This is a genomic window from Gordonia alkaliphila (genome assembly GCF_039542465.1).
Taxonomy (GTDB): domain Bacteria; phylum Actinomycetota; class Actinomycetes; order Mycobacteriales; family Mycobacteriaceae; genus Gordonia; species Gordonia alkaliphila.
Genome location: NZ_BAABIE010000008.1, coordinates 1 through 26,204 on the forward strand (window position 1 = coordinate 1; position 26,204 = coordinate 26,204).

Annotated in this window: 21 protein-coding genes and 2 pseudogenes; 14 read left to right on the forward strand and 9 right to left on the reverse strand. The window is 66.9% G+C overall.

Going from position 1 to position 26,204, the window contains the following annotated elements:
- Window positions 1-120: 120 nt before the first annotated feature.
- From ABD989_RS09650 to ABD989_RS09660, 3 genes and pseudogenes are all read right to left on the reverse strand, one after another.
- Window positions 121-612: a hypothetical protein gene (locus tag ABD989_RS09650; protein ID WP_345313315.1), complete on the reverse strand. Its 492-nt coding sequence runs from the start codon at window positions 610-612 to the stop codon at window positions 121-123.
- Window positions 613-971: 359 nt separating this feature from the next.
- Window positions 972-1,304: a helix-turn-helix domain-containing protein gene (locus tag ABD989_RS09655; protein ID WP_336791273.1), complete on the reverse strand. Its 333-nt coding sequence runs from the start codon at window positions 1,302-1,304 to the stop codon at window positions 972-974.
- Window positions 1,301-2,408 (reverse strand): annotated as a pseudogene (locus tag ABD989_RS09660) (tyrosine-type recombinase/integrase). Before ABD989_RS09660 ends, ABD989_RS09655 begins: the two are co-directional and overlap by 4 nt.
- A 1,093-nt stretch (window positions 2,409-3,501) precedes the next feature.
- Between ABD989_RS09660 and ABD989_RS09665 the strand changes: the two are divergent.
- The 3 genes from ABD989_RS09665 to ABD989_RS09675 all read left to right on the forward strand — a co-directional run bounded on the left by ABD989_RS09665 (window position 3,502) and on the right by ABD989_RS09675 (window position 7,640).
- A complete protein-coding gene (locus tag ABD989_RS09665) occupies window positions 3,502-4,443 on the forward strand; it encodes an oxidoreductase (protein ID WP_246996003.1) in 942 nt (313 codons plus the stop codon).
- Window positions 4,444-4,488: 45 nt separating this feature from the next.
- Window positions 4,489-5,997 (forward strand): protein adenylyltransferase SelO, encoded by a 1,509-nt coding sequence (locus tag ABD989_RS09670; protein WP_345313316.1) that lies wholly within the window; start codon window positions 4,489-4,491, stop codon window positions 5,995-5,997.
- Between the two features lie 272 nt (window positions 5,998-6,269).
- Complete coding sequence (locus ABD989_RS09675; protein WP_345313317.1) at window positions 6,270-7,640, forward strand: hypothetical protein; 1,371 nt, start codon at window positions 6,270-6,272, stop codon at window positions 7,638-7,640.
- A 32-nt stretch (window positions 7,641-7,672) separates the two neighbouring features.
- On the opposite strand, the gene ABD989_RS09680 is transcribed toward ABD989_RS09675, so the two are convergent.
- The gene (locus tag ABD989_RS09680) at window positions 7,673-8,356 is read right to left on the reverse strand and encodes a DJ-1/PfpI family protein (protein WP_345313318.1); all 684 of its coding nucleotides are present in this window, start codon (window positions 8,354-8,356) and stop codon (window positions 7,673-7,675) included.
- Window positions 8,357-8,386: 30 nt separating this feature from the next.
- Here ABD989_RS09680 and ABD989_RS09685 point away from each other — a divergent pair, with 30 nt between their 5' ends.
- Window positions 8,387-9,028 (forward strand): TetR/AcrR family transcriptional regulator, encoded by a 642-nt coding sequence (locus ABD989_RS09685; RefSeq protein WP_345313319.1) that lies wholly within the window; start codon window positions 8,387-8,389, stop codon window positions 9,026-9,028.
- Between the two features lie 7 nt (window positions 9,029-9,035).
- Here the strand turns inward: ABD989_RS09685 and scpC are convergent, their stop codons facing one another.
- A complete protein-coding gene (gene scpC, locus ABD989_RS09690; RefSeq protein ID WP_345313320.1) occupies window positions 9,036-10,577 on the reverse strand; it encodes a succinyl-CoA:acetate CoA-transferase ScpC in 1,542 nt (513 codons plus the stop codon).
- Window positions 10,578-10,714: 137 nt separating this feature from the next.
- Entirely contained in the window at window positions 10,715-11,023 is a 309-nt protein-coding gene (locus ABD989_RS09695; RefSeq protein WP_308221367.1) for a hypothetical protein, read from the reverse strand.
- A 198-nt stretch (window positions 11,024-11,221) separates the two neighbouring features.
- Between ABD989_RS09695 and ABD989_RS09700 the strand changes: the two genes are divergently transcribed.
- The 3 genes from ABD989_RS09700 to ABD989_RS09710 are packed head-to-tail and all read left to right on the forward strand — an operon-like array spanning window position 11,222 to window position 15,729.
- On the forward strand, window positions 11,222-12,733 hold the full coding sequence (locus ABD989_RS09700) for a carboxylesterase/lipase family protein (RefSeq protein ID WP_345313321.1): 1,512 nt from the start codon (window positions 11,222-11,224) through the stop codon (window positions 12,731-12,733).
- A 28-nt stretch (window positions 12,734-12,761) separates the two neighbouring features.
- Complete coding sequence (locus ABD989_RS09705; RefSeq protein ID WP_345313322.1) at window positions 12,762-15,020, forward strand: glycoside hydrolase family 3 C-terminal domain-containing protein; 2,259 nt, start codon at window positions 12,762-12,764, stop codon at window positions 15,018-15,020.
- A 1-nt stretch (window position 15,021) separates the two neighbouring features.
- Window positions 15,022-15,729: a nitroreductase gene (locus ABD989_RS09710; protein WP_425556515.1), complete on the forward strand. Its 708-nt coding sequence runs from the start codon at window positions 15,022-15,024 to the stop codon at window positions 15,727-15,729.
- A gap of 15 nt (window positions 15,730-15,744) precedes the next feature.
- On the opposite strand, the gene ABD989_RS09715 is transcribed toward ABD989_RS09710, so the two are convergent.
- Window positions 15,745-16,449: a hypothetical protein gene (locus tag ABD989_RS09715; protein ID WP_246996022.1), complete on the reverse strand. Its 705-nt coding sequence runs from the start codon at window positions 16,447-16,449 to the stop codon at window positions 15,745-15,747.
- Window positions 16,450-16,506: 57 nt separating this feature from the next.
- Window positions 16,507-17,238 (reverse strand): PaaX family transcriptional regulator C-terminal domain-containing protein, encoded by a 732-nt coding sequence (locus ABD989_RS09720; protein ID WP_345313324.1) that lies wholly within the window; start codon window positions 17,236-17,238, stop codon window positions 16,507-16,509.
- 73 nt (window positions 17,239-17,311) lie between these two features.
- Here ABD989_RS09720 and ABD989_RS09725 point away from each other — a divergent pair, with 73 nt between their 5' ends.
- The 3 genes from ABD989_RS09725 to ABD989_RS09735 all read left to right on the forward strand — a co-directional run bounded on the left by ABD989_RS09725 (window position 17,312) and on the right by ABD989_RS09735 (window position 20,942).
- Window positions 17,312-18,961: an acyl-CoA dehydrogenase family protein gene (locus ABD989_RS09725; RefSeq protein WP_345313325.1), complete on the forward strand. Its 1,650-nt coding sequence runs from the start codon at window positions 17,312-17,314 to the stop codon at window positions 18,959-18,961.
- A gap of 55 nt (window positions 18,962-19,016) precedes the next feature.
- On the forward strand, window positions 19,017-20,288 hold the full coding sequence (locus ABD989_RS09730; RefSeq protein ID WP_345313326.1) for a competence/damage-inducible protein A: 1,272 nt from the start codon (window positions 19,017-19,019) through the stop codon (window positions 20,286-20,288).
- 90 nt (window positions 20,289-20,378) lie between these two features.
- Entirely contained in the window at window positions 20,379-20,942 is a 564-nt protein-coding gene (locus tag ABD989_RS09735) for a peroxidase-related enzyme (protein WP_345313327.1), read from the forward strand.
- A 12-nt stretch (window positions 20,943-20,954) separates the two neighbouring features.
- On the opposite strand, the gene ABD989_RS09740 is transcribed toward ABD989_RS09735, so the two are convergent.
- A complete protein-coding gene (locus tag ABD989_RS09740; RefSeq protein WP_345313328.1) occupies window positions 20,955-21,509 on the reverse strand; it encodes a DUF6328 family protein in 555 nt (184 codons plus the stop codon).
- Between the two features lie 177 nt (window positions 21,510-21,686).
- Between ABD989_RS09740 and ABD989_RS17740 the strand changes: the two are divergent.
- The 4 genes and pseudogenes from ABD989_RS17740 to ABD989_RS09760 all read left to right on the forward strand — a co-directional run.
- A pseudogene (locus tag ABD989_RS17740) lies at window positions 21,687-22,415 on the forward strand (exonuclease domain-containing protein); the annotation flags it as partial.
- A gap of 159 nt (window positions 22,416-22,574) precedes the next feature.
- Window positions 22,575-23,321, forward strand: a complete 747-nt coding sequence (locus tag ABD989_RS09750) for a hypothetical protein (RefSeq protein WP_345313330.1) — start codon at window positions 22,575-22,577, stop codon at window positions 23,319-23,321.
- Between the two features lie 56 nt (window positions 23,322-23,377).
- Window positions 23,378-24,403 (forward strand): zinc-dependent alcohol dehydrogenase family protein, encoded by a 1,026-nt coding sequence (locus ABD989_RS09755; protein ID WP_345313331.1) that lies wholly within the window; start codon window positions 23,378-23,380, stop codon window positions 24,401-24,403.
- 213 nt (window positions 24,404-24,616) lie between these two features.
- Window positions 24,617-26,062, forward strand: a complete 1,446-nt coding sequence (locus ABD989_RS09760; RefSeq protein WP_345313332.1) for a catalase — start codon at window positions 24,617-24,619, stop codon at window positions 26,060-26,062.
- Window positions 26,063-26,204: the final 142 nt, after the last annotated feature.

Here is a 26,204-nt window from a genome sequence, read left to right on the forward strand (position 1 = left end):
GAGTCACTTGTGAGGTAACTCACTGATCATCACGCGATGGCCCACCCCAACGGCGACACCAAGCTCTCCGGCGTGTCCACCGCCCTCAGCGAGCCACCAAACCCCACCACTCCAGGGGACTCACCCCGTGCGTCCGTAGGTGGACCATAGCCAGCTCAGGAACTTGACGGTCTCGGTGATCTCTTGTTTGGCCGATCGCACGGACGGTTGGGTGTCGCCGCCGGCGTCGGCGATCGCGCGAATCCGTCGCAGGTGGTGCCACGTCGCGAAGTGGCGAGCGGGCCTGGCGACCTCGGCAGGTAGATCGATGAGCTTGTTGTCGATCCACTGTTCGAAGCGTGGTAGCCACCGATCTCGAGGTGGTAGGAGGCCGTGGTGCTCCATGACATTCCGCAGATGCTCAGCTGCTCGACTGGGCCGGGTGTCCAAGCCCTCGTGGGTGGCGGCGATTGTGCCGGTCCCTAGCCCGTGCAGCAGTTCCTGGACTTTCGGTGACCGTTTCCAGATCAGCGTCGACTCGGGTCGTTTCGCGGCGCAGAGGGCGGCGACTAGACCAACGAGAACTGGGTCCGAGGGCGGCCCGCCCATGATCTCGTGCAGGTCGTCACGCACCGCGCAGCGAGCACAGATCGTCCCACGGTGGTGACCGGACTCCTCGCCACAGCGGCTACACCGAAAGTCGTCGACGATACCCGCACACGGCCCACACACTGGCGTGCCGTCGGGGAGAGGCGGGCCCGGAAGGAGCCGTTCGGCGCCGCATACTGGGCACGTCCCGTGAGTGTGGATTGCGGTGAACCAGCAGGTGAAGCAGATTCTGCCTTCGGGCCAGTGCGCCTGCGTCCGCGTGGTCGACCTACCGCAACGATCGCACATCCACGCTCCATACGTCAGTCGTGGCCGACCGCGTACCGGCCGATAGGGGACTAGGCCGTCAGGTTCCATCCGGTACTCACCTCATTGCGTAGCTGCTACTCGTCGAGAATGTTGGCCCGCCGTGGACGCACCGCGCGGTCCAACCGCACAACGTTCGGGCCGGCATTGGCGGCTCGGTGGTGCTCGCGAGCATTGACGGCGGTGACTGTGAGAAGGGCGTCGGGGCCGCACCCGAAGATGTCGCACAACGCCGACATCAACTGCAACGACACCCGCTCAGGTCGCTGGTTGACCAGCCGATAGACCTGGGGGCGGGACAACGTGATGTCGCGTTCGGCGAGCAAGGGGATCAAGTCCGTGGTCGTGTTCATTCCGCGCGCAGCCATCAACTCTGCCAGGCGCCACGTGTAATCGACCTTGCGTTTCATTCGGGAGTGCCCTTCGTCGTGCTGTCCAATGCCTGTCTCACCGTCCGGTCCAACACCGACCTCAACGTCGACCGCCGAAACTCGTCCGAGGTGAACTGATAGATCCCCGTCGTCGAGGCGTACTCGTGTCCCATCTGGTCCTGCACAAACCGGGGATCCCATCCATCCTCGAGTAGATGTGTGGCGTACGACCGCCGAAACGAATGCAGATCCACTCCGTCCGGGATACCGAGATCAACGCAGTAACGGCGTACACGACGAAGGAGCGTCGACCCCACCACCAGACCGCCTCGTTCGCTGCAGAACAGATCAAGGCTGTCGGGATCGCCTCGCCCGTTTGCGATCCAATCCTCGATGATCGGCGGTGTCCACCGCCACACAGTCAACACCGACCGGGGTTTCGGCGGTGATCCGCGGAACGCCTTGCCGTAGCGGACCTTGCACACCCCGAACTTGCCGAACTCGCGAGCATGAGGATTGCGGGCGAAGTCCACCAGCTGCAGGTGAGTAAGCTCGTTGAACCGCAAACCGTAGGCATACGCGACCTTCATCATCGTGGCGTCCCGATAGGCCGCCTGCCAGCCCTTCTTCCTAGTCGCACCGATCCGAGCGACCTCGTCGTCCGCGTACTCGAACAAGGCCTGAAGCTCCTCCTTGGTGTACGGGCGTTTGCTCGCCCGCCCGTCGTACTCCTGGACGTGGCTCGCGGTGTTCCAAGCAGAAAAGACCTGCGCCGGGTACGCGTCGAACAGTTGCTCACAGACGCGGTCCCACCCGTAGTCGGGGTCGCAGATGTACGAACAGAATGCCCGCAGTGAACTGTGGTAGCCACGCAACGTCGAGTGCGTCACGTGACGAACCGACCGAAGGTCCGCAGAGAACTCCTCAACCATCACCGGCGTCCAGTTCCACGGCTCCTCGTTCGAGTGCTCAATGAACCTCTGCACACAGCGCACACGCCGATCGATTGTGGAGAACTGCAGATTCCTGGACAACTGCTGGTTCCGCCATCCGTCGAGCATCAGTTCGACGACACGTTCCTCGGGCCCGCAGGAGCGGCACAGATTCGACCAGATGCACTCGGCCGACCTCATCGATCTGCATCGGAACCTCCACCAGAATCGGTTTCATCTGATGATTCAATGATGCATCCAATGAGACGGTAGGTCAATAGCCGCAGGTCAATCGAGCGCCGCAATCAAGCAAGCCAGCGGCCGGCGTGACTGCAGCTCGTCCGACTGTCGACACTCGGCATGGCTGAACGGGCATGTATACGCAGGTCACGACGCGATAAGATGAAACACGATCCACCCGGCGTGGGGGATTCGAGATGATTCATCCGATGCAATACGCAGGGTACTACCTGACATAATGTATCTTATCGGCACGATTGATAGCGTAGCTGGATCCGGCAATGGATGGCCGCCCTCACCCGAACTCGAGCAACGACCGCTACGCAAGCTGAAGCCAGCGACCGATTCCGCCGGCCTGGCCACCGAACAAGACCGCCAACTCTCGCCAGCACCTTCGTCGCCAGATTTCCGATAGCGCAAACGCAGCATCTCGACCCACTGAGATCGACTTCCAGAACAGTCCCGGAACCAACCGCCCCGCTGTGGCAGCCTCGACCACCATTACATCACAGTGACGTAATGGTGCTGGGGACCGGGGGGGCGAGACCACCGCACCGATGCGCGCCTACGCCGAAATCAAACGCGCTCATTTGATCTTTGCGCGGATACCCTGCGACCGCTCGCCGACTACGCGATCAACCGCGACTTCCCCGACCTCGCCGAACTGCCAGCGAGCGGCAACGACAGCCGTCAACTCGCGACCCTGACTTGGAAGCCTGGCCGACGGAACTCCGCCATCGAATCACAATCGATGACATCGGCTTAACGTCAAGATTCTTTGACATAGACAACGTGGAGTCCTCCGAGGCATTGCCCGAGATCGATCTCGGCCGCCGACTGGGCGAGCGGTAGTACGAACGTCGTCACAGCTTGTACTGAACGGAACACGCGACCTCAATGCCAAGCTAGCCCGGGTGACAATGTGGCCGCAGCCGCCCTCACGCGAACTCGCGCGATGAGTCGTAGCCGATCGGCTCCATCGCTGACGGCCATCGAACGGCCCCCTTGTAACCTGATCGTGCCGAACACGGGTTCCGGCCAATCATGACGACGGGAGTTCGTGGGTGTCTCGCAAGGACGCAGGTGCACGCTGGACGCTCGAGAACGCCGCCGATCTCACGGGGCGGGTCGCGGTGGTGACCGGCGCCAACTCCGGTATCGGGTACGAAACCGCGCGCGGGCTGGCGCGACTCGGCGCGACTGTCGTGATGGCCTGTCGTACGCAGAGCACCGCCGCGACGGCCCGTGCCCAGATCGTCGCTGAGAATCCAGGTGCGGACGTCGTCGTGGTGTCGCTGGATCTCGCGGATGCCGACTCCATTCGCCGGTGCGCCGAGCTCATCAACGCGCAGTACCGCACCATCGACATCGTGGTCGCCAATGCCGGGTACATCCCGACCGAGGTCGTCCGGAACGCCGACAGAATCGAACTGGGCTTCGCGTCGACCTTCCTCGGCCACTTCGCGCTCATCGGACTCCTCAGCCCGGGCCTGCTTCGCGCTCCCGCCGCGCGCGTGGTGACGGTCGGCAGCCTCGCACATCGCGCGAAGGGCCTCGATCCGACGAGACTGGGCGTCGGCAGCACGACCACACCGATGGGCGCCTATGCCGAAGCCAAACTCGCCCAGTTGATCTTTGCGGCTGAACTCGATCGCCGCTTCACCGCGACCCGAGCGCGCGCCATCTCGCTCGCCGCTCACCCCGGTGCCGCCCGGACCGGCGTGATGCGCGAACGCAGCAGGTGGATCCAGCGCGCCTACCACAGCCGATTCACCTGGCCGGTCCTGCGCCTGTTCATCAACGACGCGTACACCGGAGCGCTTCCCACGCTCCGCGCCGCCACCGATCCGACAGCCGACGGCGGGCAGTACTTCGGGCCGTCCGGCCCCTTCCAGCTGACCGGTGCTCCCGCAGTGGTCCAGGACAGTCCCGTCGTCCACGACTCCGCGGTCGGCGCGCAGCTCTGGGAGTTCGCCCAGACCCACACCGGCATCGTCTACCCGTAGCGCGATGAAACCGGCGCAGTCGTCGACCCGGCTACCCTGGCAGTCGTGTCCGCCGCACCAGAGTCCCCCGCACCCACCAGCACCGCGATCGCGGGTTTCGAGAACACCTTCGCCGAGGCGCTGGCCCCGCTGACCGTCGCGTGGCAGGGTGCCGAAGTCCCGGAGCCGACGCTTCTGATCCTGAACGACGAACTCGCAGAGTCGCTGGGACTGAGCGTTGCGGCTCTTCGCAGCGACGACGGTGTCGCGATCCTGTCCGGTGCAGCACGCCCGGCCGACGCCACCCCGGTCGCGACCGCGTACTCCGGTCACCAGTTCGGCGGCTACGCACCGATGCTCGGCGACGGGCGCGCGCTACTGCTCGGCGAATTGGTCGACACCGCGGGACGCCGGTTCGATCTGCAACTGAAGGGGTCCGGGCCCACCCCGTTCTCCCGCGGCGGCGACGGCTTCGCCGTGATCGGACCGATGCTGCGCGAGTACCTCGTCAGCGAGGCGATGCACGCGCTCGACATCCCCACCACCCGATCGTTGGCGGTCGTGGCCACCGGGCGCGACGTCCACCGTGACGGCGCCGAGCCGGGGGCGGTGCTCGCACGCGTGGCGGCCAGCCATCTGCGCGTGGGCACCTTCGAGTTGGCCGTCCGGCACCCGGACCTTCTCCGGCCGCTCGCCGACTACGCGATCAACCGTCACTACCCCGACCTCGCCGAACTGCCGGAGAGCGGCGACCGCAATCGCTACCTCGTGTTCCTGGAAACCGTCATCGAGCGGCAGGCCGCACTGGTCGCCCAGTGGATCCTCGTCGGCTTCGTCCACGGCGTGATGAACACCGACAACACCACCATCTCCGGGGAGACGATCGACTACGGCCCCTGCGCCTTCATCGACGCCTACGACCCGGACGCGGTGTTCAGCTCCATCGACCACGGCGGCCGCTACCGGCTGGGCAACCAGCCCGCGGCCCTGAAGTGGAACCTGGCCCGGTTCGCCGAGGCACTGCTGACGCTCATCTCCCCCGTTCCCGACGACGGAATCGCCGCGGCCACCGCCGCACTCGAAGCCTTCGATGACCACTACGAGCGCCACTTCGCCACCGGCTTGAGCGCCAAAGTCGGCCTCGTCGGCCTCGCGATCGACCGCTCGCTGCTCGACGACCTGCTGACGTTGATGCATCACCACCGCCTCGACTGGACCGGCACCTTCCGTGCCTTGGCCGACGAACTGCGGGGCGATCCCGCACCGCTCGACGACGCGCTGCCCCGAGAGGCGAGCGCTCCGTGGCTGGCTCGATGGCGGACGGCGTTGGCCGACCGCGGTGTGGACCCGGCGCAGATCGCAGCCGAGATGGATGCGGTGAACCCCGTCTACATTCCGCGCAATCACCGGCTCGACGACGCGCTGCGCGCGGCCACCGCGGGCGACCTCGTCCCGTTCCACCGACTGCTCGACGCGGTCACCCACCCCTACGAGCCCCGCGACGAGTGGTCGGATCTGGCTGACCCGGCACCGGAATCGTTCAGCGCCGGATTTCGTACCTTCTGCGGCACCTGACACGGGCGGCCAACACGAACCGACCAGGTTCGACACGGCCCGGATGAGTCACCGTTCCATTCGGCCAAGGGATAGTTTCAGCTACAACAGTTTCGGAGACCGCTGGGAGCCTCGTGACCACCTTGAGCCGCCGCTTCGGCGCCGTCAGCACCGCTGTCCTACTACTGGGCATCGTCGGCTGTTCGACAGACGGCCGCGCCATGCCGTCCACGGCGGCTTCCAGCGCTTCGGTGGTGACCGACACCGGGATCGACTTCTCCTCGGAGGACTTCGTGGTACGCGCCGACGGCGGTGTCGCGCCGGTCGGCACCGAGGTCACCGTCACTCCGAGTGAGGCGGCGCTGCCCGGCGACTGGGCTCAATTCGCCACCGCAGCAGGCCCGGCCGCGGACATCACTCTCGAAGACGGACGACAACCGGCCACACCGATCTCCATCGAGTTCACGAAGGTGGCGAACGAGAAGGCCAACTTCGTCCTGACCGAGACCGACGGCGAGGTCGAATTACTGCCCCGCATTCCCGGACAGCGGCTGGCGACGGAGACCACGCACTTGAGCACATTCTGGCCAGTCGTCTTCGACGTCAACCGGTACGGCGCGTATGCGGGCGACGCCATCGGCACGGCCCTCAACATCTCCTCTGAACCACCCAGCTGTTATCGCGGCGATGGCGTGAACGCCGCGGGAAGTGCGCGGGTCTCAAAAGTCGCCGGGAACGTGCTGTATCCCTGCATCGAGACGAACGGGTCCGACGCTGAGCTCTCCCTTCAATCCAATTCCGGTCTGACGTGGACCGTCGCCACCGATCCACAATGGAGGCCCATGCTGCCGACAACATTCAAGTTGTCGAGCGCAGTCACCGCCAGCGCCTGGGGCAACGCGGACCCCGCCCTGACTCGGGGTGCGGCGCTGCTCCTCCCCGAGGCGACGACAATCCTCACCACCGACAGCTTCGTGGCCACCGAAGTGAAAGCCGTCGTGAATCCCGTGCTATCGCAGATTCGCACAGGAGCTCTGGCCGTCGACATCTTCGTTCCCGACCAGATCGCCAAGAACATGACCAAGGCGAGCTGCGCGACCGACCTCCTGCAGAGTTCCACAGGAACCATCGCCGCCGCAGTGATGCAGTCAGCAGCCAGTTGTGTCGGCTCGGTGGTCGGCGGATCCGCAGCCGAGGTGATCGGGATCGTCGTCGACGGCGGAGGCGCGCTGTGGACCCAACTCGAAGGCATCGTTCGGACCGCTTCGATGACGGACGACGTCACCTTTCAGGTCACCCCCACCGATTCGACGGACAGGGTCGGCGCCGAGATCGATCGCGCGCTGGTCGAGCCCATGCTCGGCACGTGGACGGGTCCCGTCGACCAGCCAAGTAGCAGCCGCGACTATTCCACGGTCCTCACCCTGCGTCACGATGGTCGCACCGTGGTCGGCACCGTCGAATACCCCGAACTCCGGTGCAGCGGGACGCTACACGGCGCGCAGATGGCCGGCGATGTTCTGAAGATCCACGAAACCATCACCGTCAACGGTCAGTGCGTCGAGGAAGTGGACCTGGAGCTCAGAATGGACGGCGACAAGCTGGCCTACCGATTCGGTTCGGGCCGAGGGATCGGTACGGCGAGCCTGTCCCGCGTGAGGTAGCGGCGCCGCGCGCTCCCTCGTCGCAAGCACTACTACGCCGGGGCGCCGGATCGCGCCGCCACGATCTGGAAGAGCTTGTCGGCCTGAGCGTCGACCGACTGGGGCCCGTTGCCGGTCAAGAGCAGATGCTCCTCGTCCCAGATCACCCGGATCGCGGAGGGATTCAGCGTCAACGACACGTCGTAGCCGGCGTCCTTGAGCGCCTCGTCCACGTAGTACAGCGGGCGCGTCTTCTCCCCCGGAATCTTCGGGTATCCGACCTTGAACATCGGGACCTCGCCGTACTTCGGAACGGTCGTGACCCGCGCACCCTTGAACGCGTGATCGTCGTTCACGATGGGCACGCCGTCGGCGTCGAGACGATAGCGGGCCGACGTCATCGCCACCGGTGCGTGGCAGATCAGGCTGATGGGAATCGCGTTCTCGCGCAGGCTGTTCAGCAGTTCGCCCAGCACGGGATTGTCGTGGAAGTCGACCATCGGGGCGTGGCCGCCGGGTGCGAACATGAAGTCGAATTCGGCCAGCGAGAGGTCGTCGGCGGCGTCACGGTGCTTTTCGGCGTCGCGTCGTGCAACGAGTTCCGGATTCTTCGCCCGCACAGCGGCGGGGGTCGCACCGGGGAGGGCCCACTGCATCATGGTGCTCGCGGTGTCGGCGCCCAGGCTCTCGCCACCGTGCATGCCGAGCGCCAGACCGTTGATTTCCAGCGACGGCACGGCGCCGTCCGGGGTCGCCAGGACGATATCGTGGGTGTCCTCGAACTTGGCAAGGACACTGGCCAGTTCGACGAGGAACCAGCCGATGTTGAGGCTGCGTCCGGTCGGCGTCGCCGTCGCGTCGGCCTGGCGAAGTCGAACGTGATGCGCTATTTCGAGTCGCGGGAAGCCGTGCTGCTGGAGTTGCTCGTCTCCCAGGTGAAGGACTTCTTCCCACTGGCGAGCGCGCGCTTGTCGTCCGACGTCGTCCCGCAGCACTCCGCAACCGACAGGGCCGCCGCCGTCGCCGCAGCACTGAGCGCCGAGTTCGCGAAGCAGCCGACGATGTACGAACTGCTCGACGCCCAGGCCGGTGCCCTCGAACGCAATATCAGCGCGGCCACTGCTGCCGACTACAAGCGCGCCGGGTACGAAACCTCCGGTGAGTTCGCCGCCGCTCTACGACGGGCGCTGCCGGAACTCGACGAACCGGCGACGGTCGACGCCGTCAAGCTCATCGTGATGCTGGTCGGCACCATCTGGATCAACGCGCATCCGCCCGCGGCCGTGCAGGAGGCGTATGCGGCCGACCCCGGCCTCACGTTCCTGCCGGACGGCTTCGAACGGTCGCTGGAGAACGCGATCCGCGCTGTCCTCCTGGGACTTCTCGCCCAGGCGACAGATCCGGTGTGACAGTGCGTCAGCCGCGCATCGAGCCGGTCTCTTGGAAGCGCTGGTGGAAGCTGAATGCCTCGCCGAGGAGGTGCGGGGTCTGCCCGGCGTCGGGCATCGCGTCAGCGCGCTCGAGGTAGTCGTTGAGCATCGGACGGTAGTCCGGGTGCGCGCACTTGTCGATGATCACCCGGGCGCGTCGCCGCGGCGACAGGCCGCGCAGATCGGCCAGGCCGAACTCGGTGACGATCACCTGGGTGTCGTGCTCGGTGTGATCGATGTGCGGCACCATCGGCACGATCGCGGAGATGGCACCGTTGCGCGCGGTGGACGGGCTCAGGAACATCGACACGTATCCGTTGCGAGTGAAGTCGCCGGACCCGCCGATGCCGTTCATGATCTTGGTGCCCATCACGTGCGTGGAGTTCACGTTGCCGTAGATGTCGGCTTCGAGCATGCCGTTCATCGCGATCACGCCGAGGCGACGCACCACCTCCGGGTGGTTGCTGATCTCCTGCGGCCGCAGCGTGATGTGGTTGCGATAGACGTCGATGTTCGCGACGAACTCCTCGAGACCGGCCTCACTCAGCGCCAACGACGTCGACGATGCGTGCGCGACGGTGCCGTCCTTGATCAGCGCCAGCATGCTGTCCTGCAGGACCTCGGAGTAGCAGGTCAGGTTCTTGTATCCGCCGCGGTCGAGACCGCCGAGCACCGCGTTGGCGACGTTGCCGATACCGGCCTGCATCGGCAGCAGCGTGTCGGCCGGCATGCGGCCGGCACGCACCTCGTAGTCGAAGAAGTCCAGGACGTGCCCGGCGATGGCCTTGCTGACCGCATCCGGCTCGGTCAGCGCACTGGCCTCATCCCGCGCATGGGTCTCGACGACGGCGACGACCTTCTCCGGATCCACCCGGAAGGTGGGCTGACCGATCCGGTCGTCGGCGCGAGTGATCTGGATCGGCTTGCGGTGCGGCGGCAGCGCGGTGCCGTAGTAGACGTCGTGGATACCCTCCAGCTCCGCAGGCACCCACGAGTTCACCTCGAGGATGATCTTGTCGGCCACGTCGAGCCACGTCTTGTTGTTGCCGATCGAGGCGGACGGAATCAGTTCCCCGTCCTCGGTGATCCCGGCGACCTCGACGACGGCGATATCGACGTGGCCGTAGTACCCCTGCCACACCTGCTGCGCAACGTGCGACAGATGGATGTCGACGTAGTCCATCTGTCCGTTGTTGATCCGGCGCCGCGCGGTGGGCTCGGACTGGTATGGCATGCGCAGGGCGATGCCCTCCACCTCCGACAGCAGACGCTCGGTATCGCTCGACACCGACGCCCCGGTGAGGAGGTTGATGGTGAAGTCCGTGCCACCCGCTCGCACCTCGCGGATCCGCTCGGCCAGCGCCGGAATCGTCACCTTGGGCGTGCCGCCGCTGGCAAAGCCACTGATGGCCACGGTGTCGCCGGGTCCGATGTGCTTCACGGCCTCGGCAGCGGATGTGACCCGCTGTGCCAACGTCGCGTTCCGGATGCGATCGGCGACACCTGCGGCGCCTGAAGTGATGCTCATGGGGGTCAATAATAGGCGGTGGCGCTCGGGTGAATTTCAGCGAACACCCTACCTACGAGTAGACAATTTGCTATTGGATCCATCCGTACGGCCATATCGCCACCGCCGCAATGGTTCTCAGGTGGTTCCCGGGGTGCTCACCGACGAGGCGTCAACGTGATCGAGCCGATCACCGCGCCGTTGAAGTACGCCGGGCCCCTGTAGCCGCCGTGGCCGTCGCGGTTCAGGATGATGCGGTGGCCGGGCATCACGTCGACGTAGCCGCCGGTGCGCGTGGGATGAATCTTGTACCTGCCGATCAGCACCAGATCGCCCCCGCGGACCTGTGCGTTGCGCTGCAGGAGAATGATTCCGGACGACCACGTCGTGGAGACATAGTTTCCCGATTTCACTTCGGCATTGGCCTCACCGGCCACGCCGAGCAGTGCGGCGGAACTGACTGTCACAGCGACTGCGACGGTCCTCGCGATAGTCCGATTGACGTGCTTTGACATGACTGGCACCTCTCGCTTCGGGCAATCCAGAGTACGCCCGTGCACGTGCAATTGTTACCCCCGTCACTGAGTCTGCGAGGCTACGAAATGTCGGACCGAGCTATCGAACCCGGGCAATACGGACGGTCCGACCTGAGTAAAGTCCGGGCTATGGGATCCGCTGAGCCACACAACGATTCGCTCGCAGAGCACCCGGAGGTACGGATCGACACCGGCGTCGTTCGCGGCAGTTGGCGGCCGACGACCGGCGGTCGTGGCAACGCGAAGTCCGCTGCCTTCGTCGGCATCCCGTTCGCTGAACCGCCGGTCGGTGACCTGCGGTTCGCCGCACCGGTGCCGAAGGCACCGTGGGACGGCGTGCTGGAAGCCACCGAGTACGGCGCCACCGCGCAACGTGCGGTGGACGGCGTGGTGCTGATTCCAGAACCGTCGATCCCCGGCGACTCGACGCTGAACGTCAACGTCTTCACACCCGACCCGACCCCCGCGGACGGTGCGGGACTGCCGTTGATGGTGTGGATCCACGGCGGCGGCTTCTTCGCCGGCTCCCCCGCCAGCCCCTGGTACGACGGCCGCAACTTCAACCGCGACGGCATCGTGACCGTGACGATCTCCTACCGCCTCGGGTTCGACGGCTTCGGCTGGATCGACGGCGCGCCGTCGAACCGCGGTGTCCGGGACTGGCTGCTGGCCCTCGAATGGGTGCAACGCAATGTCGCCGCGTTCGGCGGAGACCCGAATCGGGTGACCATCGCAGGCCAGTCCGCCGGCGGCGGCGCGGTGATGACGCTCCTCGGGATGGAATCGGCCCAGCACCTGTTCCACGGCGTGTATTCGATGTCCGGCTTCGTCGCCGAGGGCCCGATGGCCGACGCCCAGGAATTCGGTCGATCCATGGCCGAGCGCGGCAAGGTCGCTCCGACGCTCACGGGCTGGCGGTCGCTGACCGAGCAGCAGGTCCTCGACCTGCAGAAGAAGTCGACGGCGATGAATCTCGCCATGATCCGCAAGACGCTCGCCGGAGGCATGGCCATGGGTCCGGTGATCGACGGCGAACTGATCCAGCGTCCGAGCGCGGAGTCGTTTCGGCTCGGCATCGGCGCCGACAAACCGCTCGTGCTGGGGACGGCCGACGACGAGTTCGCCATGCTGACCACGAGCCCGGCAGCCGCGAACGTTCTTCGCTTGGTCCCCACCGGGCTGATCCTGCGACTCCTCGGCGTCCCGACCGCGTCACGAAGCCCGTACCTCGAGGCGAACCGGGACGTCGTCGCCAAAGGCAAGGGACGCCTCGCCGGACGGCTGTTCTCCGACAAGATCTTCCGCACCTCGATCCCCACGATCGTCAGCGCGCGCGGGGCCGCGCCCACGTGGACGTTCCGATTCGCTTGGCCCTCAAATAGATTCGGCTTCGCCGGGCACTGCATCGACGTGCCCTTCTTCTTCGACGTGCTCGACGGCCCGTCACTGGACCCCCTCACCGGCCCGCATCCCCCACAGGAACTCGCCGACCGAGTGCACGCCGCCGCCGCCGAGTTCATCGTCGACGGAGATCCGGGATGGCCGAAAAACGAAGCACCGACGCATATCTCGCGGGTCTACGACCTCCCGGTCCGCGACGAACCCGAGGCCTACGCCTCCGTGCTGCCACTTCTCCCCTGACTTCTCCCCTGCCGCGAAGGAATCCACCATGGCCGACTCCACTCGAGATCTGCTCGCCCAACTCACCGTCGAGGAGAAGGCGTCACTCACCAGCGGCGCCGACTTCTGGAACACCAAAGCCGTTGAGCGCGTAGGCGTTCCGTCGATGATGCTGACCGACGGCCCGCACGGTCTGCGGAAGCAGGCCGGGGCGGGAGATCACCTCGGCATCAACGACAGCGTCCCCGCTACCTGCTTCCCGCCCGCCGTCGGCCTCGGGTCCAGTTTCGATCCCGAACTCGCGCAGCGCATGGGGCGGGCCATCGGGACCGAAGCCGCGATCGAAGACGTCGCCGTGGTCCTGGGGCCGGGCATCAACATCAAGCGATCCCCGCTGTGCGGCCGAAACTTCGAGTACTTCTCCGAGGATCCGCTCGTCGCCGGCTGGATGGGAGGCGCCCTCGTCGACGGCATCCAGTCGCGCGGCGTCGGGTCGTCGCTCAAGCACTTCGCGGTGAACAATCAGGAGTCCGACCGGATGCGGGTGTCCGCCGACGTCGATCCGCGGCCGCTTCACGAGATCTATCTGCGCGGCTTCGCCCACGTCGTCCGGCAGTCGCAGCCGTGGACGGTGATGTGCTCCTACAACAAGATCAACGGCGTCTACGCCTCGGAGAATCCGTGGCTGCTGACCGACACCTTGCGCACCGCCTGGGGATTTCAAGGCCTGGTTGTCTCCGACTGGGGCGCGGTCAACGAGCGCGTCGCCGCGCTGGTCGCCGGCCTCGATCTGGAGATGCCGTCCAGCGGCGGCGTCACCGACGCGGAGATCGTGGCCGCCATCTGCGACGGCACCCTGGATCCGGCCGTGCTCGACACCGCGGCCGAGCGCAATCTCGAGCTCGTCGCGAAGGCTCAGCAACGGCCCCCGGTCGCCGGGCCGCTCGACGTCGACGCCCATCACGCACTCGCCCGCGAAGTTGCGGGGCGCAGCATCGTGCTGTTGAAGAACGACGACGCGCTGCTCCCCCTCGCCCCGGACTCCTCGGTGGCGCTGATCGGCGAGTTCGCCCGCACCCCGCGATTCCAGGGCGGCGGGTCGTCGCACATCAATCCGACCAAGGTCGACAGCGCGCTCGACGAGTTCGTGGCGCAGCTCGGCGACCGCGTTCGGTTCGCTCCCGGCTTCACCTTCGACGGCGCCGACGCGGCCCTGTTCGAGGAAGCCGTGGCACTCGCCGGTCAGCAGGACGTGGCGGTTCTGTTCGTCGGCCTGCCGGCTGCCGAGGAGTCCGAAGGATTCGACCGCGAACACCTGAATCTTCCTGCGGCACAGCTGGATCTGGTCGACGCCGTGCTCGCGGTGAACCCGAATACGGTGGTGGTGCTGTCCAACGGCGCCGTGGTGACGCTCCCCTTCGCCGAGAGTGTGCCGGCCATCGTCGAGGCCTGGCTGCTCGGTCAGGCCGGCGGCAGCGCCACCGTCGACGTGCTGACCGGCGCGGTGAACCCGTCCGGTCGCCTCACCGAGACCATCCCGCTGCGACTGGAGGACACCCCGGCGTTCGGAAACTTCCCGGGCGCCCTCGGCCACGTCCGGTACGGCGAAGGCATCTACGTCGGCTACCGCTGGTACGACCAGCGCGAACTCGATGTCGCCTACCCGTTCGGCCACGGCCTCTCGTACACCGAGTTCTCCTACGAACCGGTGACTGCCGAGACCGACGAGACCGGCCAGGTGATCGTCACGGTGCGGGTGACCAACGTCGGCGACCGGACCGGGCGCGAGGTGGTGCAGGCCTACGTCGGGCTCGACGAGTCGATCGTCGACCGCGCGCCCCGAGAGCTGAAAGCCTTTGTGTCCGTGGAGATTCCGGCGGGGATGACGTGCGAGATCCCACTCATGATCCATCGCGACGACCTCGCCTACTGGGATGTGCGTGCCGACCGGTTCGCCGTCGAGGGCGGCACCTACCGGATCGACGTCGGTTCCTCGAGCCGCAACATCGCGCAGTCGACCACCGTCGAGGTGACCGGCGATGAGCTTCGCCTGCCGCTGACCATGGAGTCCTCGCTCGGCGAGGTGATGGCGCACCCGGTGGCCGGTCCGATCGTCGCCGAGCAGTTGGCGGCGATGCAGTCCGATTCGTCGGACGACGCGGCCGGCGGCTTCCTCGATGACCCGATGGTGACCCAGCTGCTCGGTTCCTTCCCGATCGGCCGCCTCACGTCCTTTCCCGGCGTCGGCATCGAGGCCGATCAGGTTCGGGCCCTGATCGCCGTCGCCAACCAGGGACTCGACGCCTGAGATGATCGACGACGTGACCACCATCGACACCTCGCCCGCCGCGCCGGCCTTCGACGACCTGCTCGCCACTCGCTACAGCTGCCGCGCCTACCGCGACGACCAAGTGCCCGCCGAGACCATCACCGAGATTCTGACCACCGCGCAGCGGACCGCGTCGTGGTGCAACAGCCAGTCGTGGAAGGTGTCCGTGACCAGCGGCGCCGGCACCGAGCGGCTGCGGAACGCGGTGTACACCGCGGCCTCGACCGGGGTGGCCGACGCCGCCGACATCGCGTTCCCGCGCGAGTACCGCAACGAACACCGCGACCGCCGTCGGGCCAGCGGCTTTCAGCTGTACGACGCGATGGACATCGCCCGCGACGACCACGGACGCCGCCAGGCGCAGATGCTGGAGAACTTCCGGTTCTTCGGGGCGCCGCACGTGGCGATCATCCACTCCGACGAAGCACTCGGGGCGTACGGCGCGGTGGACTGCGGCGGCTACGTCGCCAACTTCCTCACCGCGGCCGCCGCGCACGGCGTCGGCACGGTCGCGCAGGCCGCACTCGCCCTCTATCCCACCGTGCTCCGCCGGGAGCTCGGCCTCGGCGAGGACCGCACCATCGTGTGCGGCATCGCCTTCGGCTACCCCGACGTCGACCATCCGATCAACGGCTACCGCACCGATCGCGCGCCGTTGACCGAAGTGGTCGACTGGGTGACCGACTGAGTCATCGGTCGGCCGTCAGGTCGGCACCACCACGGCGACGGTGCGCGGCGCCGGACCCGACCGGGTCTCGCCGCCGATCGCCTCGAAGATCAGCCGCCCGTCGCGCAGTGCTGCACCGAGGCCGAGGAGCAGTTCGATGGCCGGGGCCAGATCGTCGGCCGCCTCCGTCGGCGGCGCGAACTCGACGCCCAGCGGCAACGCGAACATGCCCAGGTCGGTGAGCCGGGCGTCAGCCCAGATCGACGGCGGCCACGGTGACGTCAGCGCCGTCGTCTCCTCGGACAGCACGTGGACCATCAGCATCTGCGGTGCTTCGTCGTCGTCGATCAGTTCCTCGCCGACGACCGAGGCGGGCCACCACAGCAGGCCGTCGATGGGCGCAAGCCCCTGCGGGCCGGCGGTGCCGAGGATGGTCAGCGAGAGCGACTTCTCCAGCAGCACCAGGCCGCGGTGACCGAGCGCCGGCAGGTCATCGCCGTCAGTCGGCACGGGCACTTCGCCACGCAGCAGGTCCGTGCAGTTCTCCGTGAGCCACATCGGCGCGACTGCCTCGACGGACCGCAACGTCGAGTCGAGTACCCCGCGAATCCGCGCGGATCCGGCGTCGGTGCGGCCGTCCGTTGTCGAGCGCAGTCGCCGATAGCTGTCGGCGAGTTCGTCGCGAATGCTCGCGGCCTCCGCTTGATTCCAGTGGTGTCCGGGTCCCCCGTGATTTCTCATGCGGTGACGGTAACGCCGCACTCGCACCTGGACCAGGACGTTTTCCACAGGCAGGAATCACCGACCCGTCGGTGTGAAGAACCCCTCCGGCAACGCCCTCAACCAGGCACGATAGTCCGCATAGACCGCGGCCAACGCCGCCCCTGGCCACTGCGGCGGCAGGAGTTCCGCCGGTAGCAGCGGATCGGTCTGCAGATGGTGCACCGCCGCGACCATCGTCCGGTAGCGCGTCGGCTCATCCTCGACGGCAGCGAGCGCGTCGAGGTACTGGCGTGCGCGATCGGACCATGCGGGCAGATCCCAGAGCTCGCCGGCCAACGCGCCGGGATCCTCGGTGGGCTGCGACGAGAAGAACGTGACGTCCTGGCGCACCGAGGCCGACCATGCGCGCTGCACGTTGGCCGGCCGCAGCCACACGCCCTCGCGGAGTTCGCCCATCCGTTGACGGCGCATCTCGGCCCGCAGCGCGACCCGTTCGGACGGTGTACGACTCCCGGCGGTCACCACCGCCATCTCCCAGTCGCCGTTCCAGGGTCGCTGCTCGGGCGGCTCGACGGCGCGCTGTCGTTCCCGGAGCCGCTCGGACAGCGTGTAGACCGCGTCGCTGCGCGTGAGGTCCCCGCCGGCGACCATCCTGGTCAGCGCCACCCTCGTCGTCGATTCGGAGACGCCGAACAGGCCCATCGCACCGACGATCTCGCGCCCGCTCAGGCTCGGCGGATCCGCACCGAGCAGCATGCTCAGCACCGCAGAGCGGGCCGGCACCGGAGGTACGAGCGGAGTTTCCATCGTCGTCGAACACTACACACCCGAAGCATTACAGTCCTTGTTCGCACGATGTTGTTATGTAATAGTCGGTGGCATGAGCACCCACGAAGTCACCAACCAGGTTCCCGAACTGGTCGACGTCGACCTCGCCGACGCACCGGTCATCACCGAGGCCCTCGCGCGCTCGACGATGACCGCCGACGACATCGCCGAGGTGCACGCCATCGGCACGCTGGCCGGCAGCGCCGCGATGATCGAGCTCGGCGACCTCGCCAAAGAGCACCCGCCGGTGCTCACCACCCACGACCGGTACGGCCATCGGATCGACGAGGTGCGCTACACCCCGGCCTATCACCAGCTGATGGACACCGCGGTGCGGCACGGCATGCACGCCGCACCCTGGTCCGATCCCCGCCCCAACGCCCACCTGCTGCGCGCCGCGAAGTTCAGCGTGTGGTCGCAGGTCGACGCCGGCCACGGCTGCCCCATCTCGATGACCTACGCCGCCGTCCCCGCGCTGCGCGCGAATCCGGAGCTGGCCGCCGCCTACGAGCCGCTGCTGACCACCTCGGTCTACGACCCGGGCCTGCGTTCTCCGCTCACCAAGCGCGGCCTCATCGCGGGCATGTCGATGACCGAGAAACAGGGCGGCTCCGACGTCCGCGCGAACACCACCACCGCCGTGGCCCAACCCGACGGCACCTACGCGATCACCGGGCACAAGTGGTTCACCTCGGCCCCGATGTCGGACCTGTTCCTCACCCTCGCGCAGACGTCGGCGGGCGTGACCTGCTTCTTCGTGCCGCGTGTCCTGCCCGACGGCACGCGCAACAGCTTCGCCTTGCAGCGACTGAAGAACAAGCTCGGCAATCACTCCAACGCCAGCAGCGAGGTGGAGTACGACGACACCGTCGGCTGGGCCGTCGGCGAGGAGGGCCAGGGCGTCAAGACCATCGTGGAGATGGTGAACCTCACCCGGCTGGACTGCGTCCTCGGCAGCGCGACCGGCATGCGCACCGGCGTCGCCCAGGCCGCCCACCACGCCGCGCACCGTCGTGCCTTCGGCGCCACCCTCAACGAGCAGCCGTTGATGGGCAACGTGCTCGCCGACCTCGCGGTGGAGGCCGAGGCCGCCACCATGGCCGGCCTGTGGCTGGCCGACCTGACCGACGCCGCCACCGCCGGTGACGAGCGCGCCGCACTGTTGCGCCGGATCAGCCTGGCCGTGACCAAGTACCACGTGTGCAAACGCGGGCCGGTCCACGCGGCCGAGGCCCTCGAATGTCTCGGCGGCAACGGCTACATCGAGGACTCCCGCATGCCGCGGCTGTACCGTGAGGCCCCGCTCATGTCGATCTGGGAGGGTTCGGGCAACGTCGCCGCCCTCGACACCCTGCGCGCCATCGGCCGCCAGCCGGAGACGCTGGGCGTGTTCCTCGACGAGGTGAAGCAGGCCGCCGGCGCCGACGCTCGCCTCGACGCGGCCGTCGCCGATCTGGAGAAGCAGTTCGGCGCCATCGACCTGTCCGACGGCGCCGGCCTGCAGTACGGTGCTCGACGACTCATCGGCACGATGGCCCGCGTCCTGCAGGGTTCGCTGCTGGTGCGCTACGGTCACCCGGCCGTCGCCGACGCCTTCGCGGTGAGCCGCCTGGCCGGCGACCACGGCGACGTCTTCGGCACTCTCCCTTCGGGATTGGACATCCGCACCATCGTCGAACGGGCAACCCCCAAGGTCGGTTGAACAGTCCCCGACCGCACGCCACTTCCGAGCCCACTGGGGCACTAGGGTGGGCGACGTGAGTGTTCGCGCCGGCATCATCGTCACCGGAACCGAAGTCCTGCACGGTCAGATCTCCGATCAGAACGGTCCGTGGGTGGCCGAGCGCCTACTCGAGTACGGCCTCGACGTGGCGCACGTGACGATCTGCGGCGACCGCCCGGAGGACATGGCCGCGCAGTTGCGCTTCCTCACCGAGGACGGCGTCGACCTGATCGTGACCACCGGTGGCCTCGGCCCCACCGCCGACGACCTGACGGTACCGACCGTCGCCGAGTTCTGCGGCCGCGACCTGGTCCTCGACCGCGCCCTGGAAGCCGATATCACCACGATCATCCGGAAGTGGCGGCGATTCGCCGACGACCACGAGCTCGCCCCGGCCCTCACCGCGGCCATCGCCAAGCAGGCCCTGGTCCCGACCGGTGCCAGCCCGATTCCGCCGACCGGCACCGCGCCGGGGGTCGCGATCCCCGCCGATCAGTACCGGCCGACGATCCTGATCCTGCCCGGCCCGCCCCGGGAGTTGCAGGCGATGTGGCCGGCCGCCGTCGACGTTCCGGCGATCGCCGCCGTCCTCGCACGCGGCGACGACGTGGTGCACCGCAAGATCCGCGCCTACGGCCTGTCCGAGGCCGACCTCGCGCAGACTCTGCGTCGCGCCGAATCCGACCTGCCCGGCTTCCGCGACCTAGAAGTCACCACGTGCATGCGGCTGGGCGAGGTGGAGATCGACACCCGCTTCGCGACCGCCGAGGAGCCGATCTACGACGCGCTGAAAACCCTTCTCCACCAAGAGCATTCGGCACAGATCTTCTCCGCGGACGGCGCGCCCCTAGACGAACTGCTCGCCGTCGCGCTCGCCGGGCACACCATCGCGACCGCGGAGAGTTGCACCGGCGGGCTGGTTGCCGCACGCCTCACCGACCGGCCGGGATCGTCGTCGTACGTCCTCGGCGGCATCGTCTCCTACGCCAACGAGGTCAAGTCCGGTGTGCTCGGAGTGCCGGCCGCGCTGATCGGCGAACTCGGCGCGGTCAGCGAGCCGGTCGCGTCGGCAATGGCCGAGGGCGCTCGCGCACGCACCGGGGCGACGGTGGCCGTCTCCACCACCGGTATCGCCGGACCCGGCGGCGCGGTCCCGGGCAAGCCGGTCGGGACGGTCTGTTTCGGCTTGGCGATCGACGGTGAGCCGACCCGCACCGTCACGCGGACCTTCCCCGGCGACCGCACCATGGTGCGCACCCTGGCCACCACCTTCGCGCTGCACCTGGTTCTCGGCGCGCTCACCTGAACCAGCACCGAGCAAGCGCTCGGACGTCTACGCTGCGAGAGGGCCGTCGCCCCCTCCCTTTCCCCCGACGGCCACGAGGAGAGGAACGCCGTGTCGGAAAAGATCACCGCCCTGGACCTGCCCGCCCAGGAACTGAGCGAAGCTACCCAGCGCTATTTCGACGTCTGCCAGGAGAAGCTCGGCATGGTGCCGAATGTGTTGCAGGCGTACACCTTCGACGAGACCAAGCTCGCCGCGTTCACCGGCATGTACAACGATCTGATGCTCGGCGACTCCGGCCTCTCCAAGCTCGAGCGCGAGATGATCGCCGTGGTCGTGTCGTCGATCAACAAGTGCTACTACTGCCTCACCGCGCACGGTGCCGCGGTGCGCGCACTGTCCGGGGACCCCGCACTGGGCGAGCAGCTGGTGATGAACTTCCGCGCCGCCGACCTCGACGACCGTCAGCGGGTCATGTTGGAGTTCGCCGAGAAGCTCACCGAGACCCCGGCGAAGATGGAGGAGACCGACCGGCAGCGCCTGCGCGAGGTCGGCTTCAGCGACCGCGACATCTGGGACATCTCGTCCACCGCAGCGTTCTACAACATGACCAACCGGGTGGCCAGCGCCATCGACATGCGGCCGAATCCCGAGTACGCCGGCCAGTCGCGCTAGTCGCCAGTCACGTTAGTCGGCCGGACCGCTCGGACGGACCCGCGCCAGCGTCCGCAGCGGCAGCCAGATCCACAACCACACCAGGAGCAGGCCGAGGCCGCCTGCTGCGAGCCCGGCACCCCATCCCGAGTTCGTCGTGGCGAGCACGACGATCGCCGCGGCACCGGCGAGGGCGACGGCCAGGCACATCAGGCCGACCACCGCCTCGCGATGGGTGGTGGCGATGATGGTGCGCATCTCGTGCTGCCGGAACAGCACCCGGTGCATGGCGATCGGCGCGAGCAGAAAGGCGACGGCCGCCACCGCGAACCCGACCGTCACGAGGTAGATCACCACCTCGGGGCCGTCGAGCACGTCGAATCGCGACTGGAACGGCACGATCAGGAGGAAGCCGGCCAACACCTGAACACCGGTCTGGAGCACACGCAGTTCCTGTATCAGGATCGACCAATTGCGGTCGAGACGCTGTGCCACGGTCTCACCGTCGCGAGCCTCCCGGTCCCAACTCTGCTCACCGTCGTCCACGGGGTCGGGCAGATTCCAGAGCGCCCCGAGCACCGAACTCATCGCCGCCTCCCTCGCAGTACCCATCGACCTGTCTGCACAACTCTCGACGGTAGTCCGGGTTCTGGTCGCCCGAGCCATCCGAACACGTGAAGAAACCGACATCTCACCGATATCGCCCGTCGGACGGCTAGGTTGATCCCCGACTCGATCTCAGATCCGGAGGATGAATTGTCCGCAGTGCCCGGTTGGTATGACGACCCCTGGAAGCAGGCACCCCTGCGCTGGTATGACGGCTCCGGCTGGACGTCCTCAGTGAGCTATCAACCGGGGTGGTATCCCGATCCGTGGCAGGAGGCCGACAAGCGATGGTTCGACGGTCGGCAGTGGACCACGAGTACGCAGGAACCCCACGCTCCCGCGCCGTCGTCGGCCACTGCACCCGCACCTGAACCCGAACCCGAGTCGTCTCATGCGGCTGAACCTCGCCGCCCAACAGAACCTGCGCGTGAGTCACACGCGTCACCACCGGCGCAGATCGAGAAGTCGGGGCGTCTGACGTCCCTGCTCGGGTCGGCCCCCGCCGTGGTGGTCATCGATGTCGAAACCACCGGACTGGGGAGATCGGACCGCATCGTGGAAATCGCGATGGTCACCTTGAATGAGCACGGTGTCGTGGTCGATGAATTCGCGACCATGGTCAACCCGCATCGAGATGTGGGTGCCTCATGGATTCATGGAATCACCGCCTCGATGTTGGCCGACGCCCCCACCTTCGCGGATATCGCGGAAGCGGTGGCCAGTCGAATAGACGGCGCAATCGTGGCCGCCCACAATGCGCCGTTCGACACCCGAATGCTGGATGCCGAGCTGAACCGCAGCGGCATTCAGGTGCAGTGGGGACGGCACCTCGACACACTCGCCGTCACCCGACACAAACTCGGTGTGGCGTGCGAAATCCACGGCATCGTGCTCGACGACGCTCACTGCGCGCTCTCCGATGCCCGAGCGACAGCGGAGTTGCTCGTGCGGGTATCCGCTGAGTTCACGACCGTCGGACATCCGACCCGCACGGGGATACGTGCCCCGACATCGGTCCGACTCCGTACCCGCGAACAAGGCCCCCGAGTGCATGCGAGCCCGCCGTTTCTCGTCGAATTGGCCGACAACGTGCACCCCGAGCCGGATGTCGCCCCGTATGCACTCCTGCTGGCACAAGCACTCGCCGATCTGATGCTGACCGCGGAGGAGCGGGCCGATCTCGCCGACCTCGCCGAGCAATTCGGACTGTCGCCGGCCGACCGGGAACGAGCCCACCGCGGATTCCTCACCGACCTCATCGAGGCCGCCCTTGATGACGGCGTAGTCACCGATGACGAGCTCGACCGGTTGGCCAGGGTCGCCGCCCTCCTGGACCTACCTCCGGAACTCGTCACCACCCGCACCAACCCGTACCGTTTCGACGAGGCTGCACTGCCACTGTCCTCCGGCCTCCGCGTGTGTTTCACCGGCGACGCCGTCGACGCGCGCGGCGTCCCGTACGACCGTGACGCCCTCCGTGCACTGGCGACTGCGGCAGGGTTGGCGCCGGTGGATTCGGTGACGAAGAAGAACTGCGACCTTCTCGTCACGGCCGATCTGTCGTCCCTATCGGGTAAGGCGAAGTCCGCCCACCGTTACGGCACGCACATGGCCGACGCCGCGGAGTTCATTGCCGCACTTCACGATGGTGGCGACCTTCCCGTGCGGAGCATGCGATCGGCCGGAATCGCCTGTGTCTGTGAGGAGTGTGGCGATTCCTGGTCGGCGACCCGTCGTACCCGGACCTGCAAGGCGTGTCGTCCGGGGGCCAAGTCGCCGCGAGTACGCGTCTAGCACCAACCTGCCATCTCCCCCGGCGGGACTCCTCCGCAGTCAGTAGGGTCGAAACCATGCGCGCAGTGATGATGTACGGACCCGGCGACGTGCGGATCGACGACGTCGACGAACCCACGCTCACCCGCCCCACCGACGCGATCATCCGGGTCACCGATACGTGCATCTGCGGGTCGGATCTGTGGCCGTATCGCGGCTTCAACAAGATCACCGAACCCGCACGCATGGGACACGAGTACCTCGGCATCGTCGAGCAGATCGGCGACGCCGTGACCGACCTGGCGGTGGGCGACCACGTGGTCGGCTCCTTCGTCGCCTCGGACAACACCTGCGAGATCTGCCAGGCCGGTTACCAGTCGCGCTGTCGCCACCAGGTGATGATGGGCGGCATCGGGACGCAGGCCGAGAAGGCGCTGATCCCGTGGGCGGACGGCACCCTGGTGAAGATTCCCGCCGAACGCACCGCTGCACAGAACGCGAGTCTGCTCGCGGCCTCCGACGTCCTGGGTACCGGCTGGTTCGCGGCCGTCGCCGCCGAGGCCGGACCCGGCAAGACGGTGGCCGTGGTCGGCGACGGCGCGGTCGGCGTGCTGGGCGTACTCGCTGCCAAGGAGCTCGGTGCGGACCGCATCATCGCCATGTCCCGGCACGCCGATCGGCAGGCGCTGGCCCGCCGTTTCGGCGCCTCCGACATCGTCGAAGAACGCGGCGCGGACGGCGTGGCCCGGATCAAGGAGATGACCGGCGGCTACGGCGCCCATGCGGTGATCGAAGCGGTCGGCACCGACGAGGCCATGCAGCAGGCGATCGACTCCACACGCCCGGGCGGCCACGTCGGCTTCGTCGGCGTCTCGCACGGCGTCACCCTCGACGGCGGCAAACTCTTCGGAGCGACCGTGCACCTGCACGGCGGCCCCGCCCCGGTCCGTCGCTTCCTCCCCCGGTTGATCGAATCGATCATGAGCGATCAGATCGATCCCGGGGTCGTCTTCGATCTCACCCTGCCCATTGAGCGAGCGGCAGAGGGCTATCGCGCGATGGATGAGCGAACCGCCACCAAGGTCCGCTTAACCTTCGACTGATTCCCTGAGTGCCCTGCTCTCGGATCGACGCGGACGCACCGACACCACCGACCGCAGCCGCCGCACCGGTGCGCCCCCGACGACTATTCATAGTCATCCGGTTGACAATCCACTAAGGCAACGCACAATGGCATCAGGCCTTGTTCGGCTCTAGATCCCAATAGCTCGCACAGAAGTCGAGTCAACTGGAGTCGAGGCTGGGAGGCGATATTGATGACCGATCGTCCAATCACCACCACCGATTCGGGTGCACCCGCCGGTAGCGATCAGAATTCGCTCACCGTGGGGCCCGATGGGCCCATCGTTCTGCACGATCACTATTTGATCGAGCAGATGGCGCAATTCAATCGTGAACGAATTCCCGAGCGTCAGCCGCACGCCAAGGGCAGCGGCGCATTCGGCACCTTCGAAACTCTCCGGGACGTTTCTGCCTACACCTGTGCGGCGCTCTTCCAACCGGGCGTGAAGACCGAGATGGTGGCCCGTTTCTCCTCGGTCGCCGGCGAGCGCGGCAGCCCGGACACGTGGCGAGATCCGCGCGGATTCGCGTTGAAGTTCTACACCGACGAGGGCGTGTACGACATGGTCGGCAACAACACGCCGGTCTTCTTTCTCCGCGACCCGCTGAAATTCCAACACTTCATCCGCTCCCAGAAGCGTCGCGCCGACAACAATCTGCGCGATCACGACATGCAATGGGACTTCTGGACGCTGACACCGGAAAGCGCACACCAGGTCACCTGGCTCATGGGCGATCGCGGTACGCCGTCGACCTGGCGGCACATGAACGGCTACAGCTCGCACACCTACCTGTGGGTCAACGCCGAGGGTGTCAAACACTGGGTCAAGTACCACTTCAAGACCGATCAGGGCGTCGAGAATCTGACCGCCGAGGAAGCCGACCGATACGCCATGACCGACGGCGACCACTACACGCGCGACCTGTTCGAGTCGATCGCAGCTGGGCATCACCCGAGTTGGACCCTGCACGTGCAGCTGATGCCCTACGAGGACGCCAAGACGTACCTGTTCAACCCGTTCGACCTGACCAAGGTGTGGCCGCACGCGGACTACCCGCTGGTGGAGGTGGGCAGAATGACCCTGCACACCAATCCCACCGACCATCATTCGCAGATCGAGCAGGCTGCGTTCGCGCCGAGCAACGTGGTGCCCGGCATCGGATTCAGCCCCGACAAGATGCTGCTCGGCCGCGTCTTCTCCTATCCCGACGCGCATCGTGCTCGGATCGGCGCGAATTACCAGCAGATCCCGGTGAACCGCCCCCGGAATCCGGTGCACAGCTATTCCAAGGACGGTGCGATGCGCATCGACCTGACCTCTGATCCGGTCTACGCGCCGAACTCCAAGGGTGGTCCCGCCGCGGACTACGCCGGTCAGCCCGAACCGCAGTGGGAGACCGACGGCCCGCTGATCCGCGAGGCGTACTCGCTGCGAGCGGACGACGATGACTGGGGTCAAGCGGGCACGCTGGTCCGTGACGTGCTCGGCGACGACGAACGTGAGCGTTTGGTATCCAATATCGCCGGGCACCTGCTCGCCGGTGTCAGCGAACCGGTGCTCGCGCGCGCCTTCGAGTACTGGCGCAACGTCGACGCCGACCTCGGCGCCCGCGTGGAAGCCGCCGTGCGCGCCGGCTGACCATCGGCGTCAGAAGCCGCACGGGCCGCGGGGATATCCGGCGATGAGGTCGTCGAACAATCGGAAGGCGGACGCGGGCTGTCGGTAAAACAACGGCGTTATAGCGGTCGCCGATGGATATATGCCATCGGTGGCGGTCAGG

Bases quoted from the DNA above. Each gene is read 5' to 3' on its own strand.
- ABD989_RS09655 (WP_336791273.1), bottom strand. From the start codon at position 1,304: ATGAAACGCAAGGTCGATTACACGTGGCGCCTGGCAGAGTTGATGGCT.
- scpC (WP_345313320.1), bottom strand. From the start codon at position 10,577: ATGAGCATCACTTCAGGCGCCGCAGGTGTCGCCGATCGCATCCGGAAC.
- ABD989_RS09700 (WP_345313321.1), top strand. From the start codon at position 11,222: ATGGGATCCGCTGAGCCACACAACGATTCGCTCGCAGAGCACCCGGAG.
- ABD989_RS09705 (WP_345313322.1), top strand. From the start codon at position 12,762: ATGGCCGACTCCACTCGAGATCTGCTCGCCCAACTCACCGTCGAGGAG.
- ABD989_RS09710 (WP_425556515.1), top strand. From the start codon at position 15,022: ATGATCGACGACGTGACCACCATCGACACCTCGCCCGCCGCGCCGGCC.
- ABD989_RS09715 (WP_246996022.1), bottom strand. From the start codon at position 16,449: ATGAGAAATCACGGGGGACCCGGACACCACTGGAATCAAGCGGAGGCC.
- ABD989_RS09720 (WP_345313324.1), bottom strand. From the start codon at position 17,238: ATGGAAACTCCGCTCGTACCTCCGGTGCCGGCCCGCTCTGCGGTGCTG.
- ABD989_RS09725 (WP_345313325.1), top strand. From the start codon at position 17,312: ATGAGCACCCACGAAGTCACCAACCAGGTTCCCGAACTGGTCGACGTC.
- ABD989_RS09740 (WP_345313328.1), bottom strand. From the start codon at position 21,509: ATGAGTTCGGTGCTCGGGGCGCTCTGGAATCTGCCCGACCCCGTGGAC.
- ABD989_RS09755 (WP_345313331.1), top strand. From the start codon at position 23,378: ATGCGCGCAGTGATGATGTACGGACCCGGCGACGTGCGGATCGACGAC.
- ABD989_RS09760 (WP_345313332.1), top strand. From the start codon at position 24,617: ATGACCGATCGTCCAATCACCACCACCGATTCGGGTGCACCCGCCGGT.